Below are 2850 nucleotides of genomic sequence, written 5' to 3' on the forward strand. Positions count from 1 at the left end.
GGGTCAATAGCGATACCTGCGGCGGGCGTAGCCATCGTCTTTTCTACAAGCTGATTTTCAACTGGAAAGTCCTGCAACTTCACCATCTCGGCAATTTGAGTCCATAATGGCTTCGGTAGGAGCTTGGCAGCAGCTTTTAAAGCTTCAGGTGGCATACATTGCCGGATATCTCTTAGTATTTCCAGCCCCTGGCTATCGTCAGTTGTAACTACATTCTCCAATTCATCAGCAATCAATTCCAAGGATTCCTTTGTCATATACTCTGAAATGTCAACAGGCTGCTGATCATGATTTCCTTGCTGGACAGTGTGCGGGTTGATGGGTGATTCTGGGGGACTTTCAGGCTGCACACTGCTGTCTGGTTTATATATTATAAGTGGGGTAGCAGTGTACCGGTTGATGAGTGATTCGTCCACTGGCTTGGAATGCCGATCTCCCCACACACATGGAGCAAATAGTGGCTCATCACGGTATTTTGGGAATGGTTCTGATACTGGAATTTGTGTGGGATTTTGAACTACAATAGCTTGCTGGATAGCTTGCTCACTCCAATCAACTTTACTTTTAGTTTCATCAGCCATCCATTGAGTCATTTTTCGCTCGACGGCTGCTAGCACTGCCAGCCGATCGGGGTGATTCATTATTTCAGGATTAACGGTATAAACCCGTCTCCGAATTCCATCTATCGTCTTTTGTTCTGGTTTTGCGAATTTTAGCCCGATAAGGTCTAGTAGGCTGGAAATATATTTCATTTTTTCTGCGCCCGTCGCCGACTCTGGATCGGGTTTCATGTTCAACGCTTTCACTATTTCTGGTTGCCGCGCTTTTTCGATAAATTCATTTACCTCTGACAGATCCTTGTGCCATTCGCCCTGAGTGAACTGGAGTATATTTAGCTCCTTTAGCGCCCAAATATCTAAGTGGGAGATTTTTTTCATTGTGCCGGTAAAAAAATCTTGCGCCGTAGCCTTGTAATACCAATCTACCTCATGCCGTTTTTGGGAAATCTCGAAGTTATTCAGAAAGAAAAATCGTTGTTGCTGTGTGATGAAATGCTTATTTTTAATATGCCTTTCATAAATGAAATCTATACCATAAGCCTTCTCAGATTCTATTCCAGGTAATCTATCTAGAAGGCGTGTTTTCTCGATTCGCCTTTGCATCGGCTTACGTGGATTCTTCTTAGCTGCCTGATTTGCCTCTTCTACTGTCTCCAACGGGATAGCAACAAAAAGTTCTTGAGCGTGTTGCATCTGAACTGCTTCTTTGGCACCTTTAAGTAGATCGCTATATTCTCGACTAGTGTCCCATTCTATTATTTCAACTTTGTGTCCGGCTTCTTCCAGCGCATGAATTAAGCACAACCGCAGATGCTTCATCTCAAAATTATCTAATGCTCCCAAACGGCCAGAAAAGTCCCACCAATCATCTCGATTCCTAGTAAGTGCCTTGCCAATTACTTCCAAAACCCTATCAGAGTTACCTGAATCAAAGGCAGCCATTCTCGCCGATACATTCACTCTATCGTTTAATATTTTTAAAAAGGTTTTATCAAAATAAGTCTGGGGAGTTGACCTTTCCTTGACCATTGATCGCTCTGGGCAAACAACATAATGAGGTATGGAATTATCCCTTAACCGGAACATCTGCTGGTGTTGAGAATTTGTGTTTTGAACTCCCACAAAAAATGACATCTTATCGGTAAAATGCTTAGTGGTGACGCTAACGCCTGACTCAGCAGTAGGCGATACTATGATGTATTCAGGCTGCCATGTTTGGATAAATAAATTAGGCTCTTTCATAAATTCTTTCGCCCATTCTTCCGCAACGCTCTCAGAATTTAAGCAAAACCCAAATTTACCTAAATCCAGAAGAAGCTTATCAAGTGTGAGCGCGAAAGTTTTGGAATCACAAGCAATCCAAGACTTTACACCCTGAGAACAAAGATACTGAACTAGTGCGGATTTATCACGTTTTTTTATTTCTCCTTCTGGGTCAATTCCTTCAATAAAGCTAATTTTGTGTGGTGGAATTTTCTTGGTGTTTTTAATTTTAATTACTTGCTTATTCTTAGCCAGTTTTGCAACAAAATCCACATAATTATCAGATAAATTCCCATCTAATAAAAAGATGCGATTACACACCTCTAGCGCCCGTGTAAATATTTTAATTACTTTCGCTTGGTTACTTCCTAGAGTTCCGCCATTGATTGTATGGAGTAAAACAGAGCAAGCCTCATCTAGATAAATATCGCGCCCAGCAAAATGTCCATCTACGTGTTCTATAGAGTCCACGCAAAACAATAGGTGGGTACTTTCATCTGATACTAAGTCTTTAGCATCATCATTATTCAAGTGGTAGACTTTGATATCTCGCATTGATGCTGATCTACTAGCTGTTTGGAGTAGTAAATTATTTCTATAACCAATAATTCTTACTCCTTTTTTAGTCTTCGCAATTTCCGTAATCATCGCCCCGGTTTTGTGGGTTCCTAGCCCTGAGTTAACCGCGACAATTACACCGGAATCTGGAATAGGGGGGAATGTAAATTCATCCTGATGGACTGTAATATTGGGAGTATATTTCTTGGAATTTAGCCACCTCTGCCAATCCTCATGGAAGCCAGAAGGCAGATTTTCATCATTAAGCAATGAGGCACTAAGAGAAATATTTCGCTTTTCTTCCTTGGCTAATTCCCAAAAATAATCCGGTGTAACGTAGGAAATATTTTGTAATTCTTTGTAGTTGAGTTCATCAACATCATTAGCTTCTTTTGTGACTTGACCCCACCAAGCAAAATTAGCAGACCACCCCCACTTTTCTAGGAGCAAAATAATCCTGCGCCATCTT

General features: G+C 41.2%; 1 protein-coding gene. It reads right to left on the reverse strand.

The genetic code is table 11. From position 1 onward, the window contains the following. On the reverse strand, window positions 1-2850 hold a 2850-nt coding region (locus VE944_RS31170; protein WP_324986767.1), incomplete at both ends, for a plasmid replication protein, CyRepA1 family.

The organism is Nostoc sp. (assembly GCF_035638895.1).
Classification (GTDB): domain Bacteria; phylum Cyanobacteriota; class Cyanobacteriia; order Cyanobacteriales; family Nostocaceae; genus Nostoc.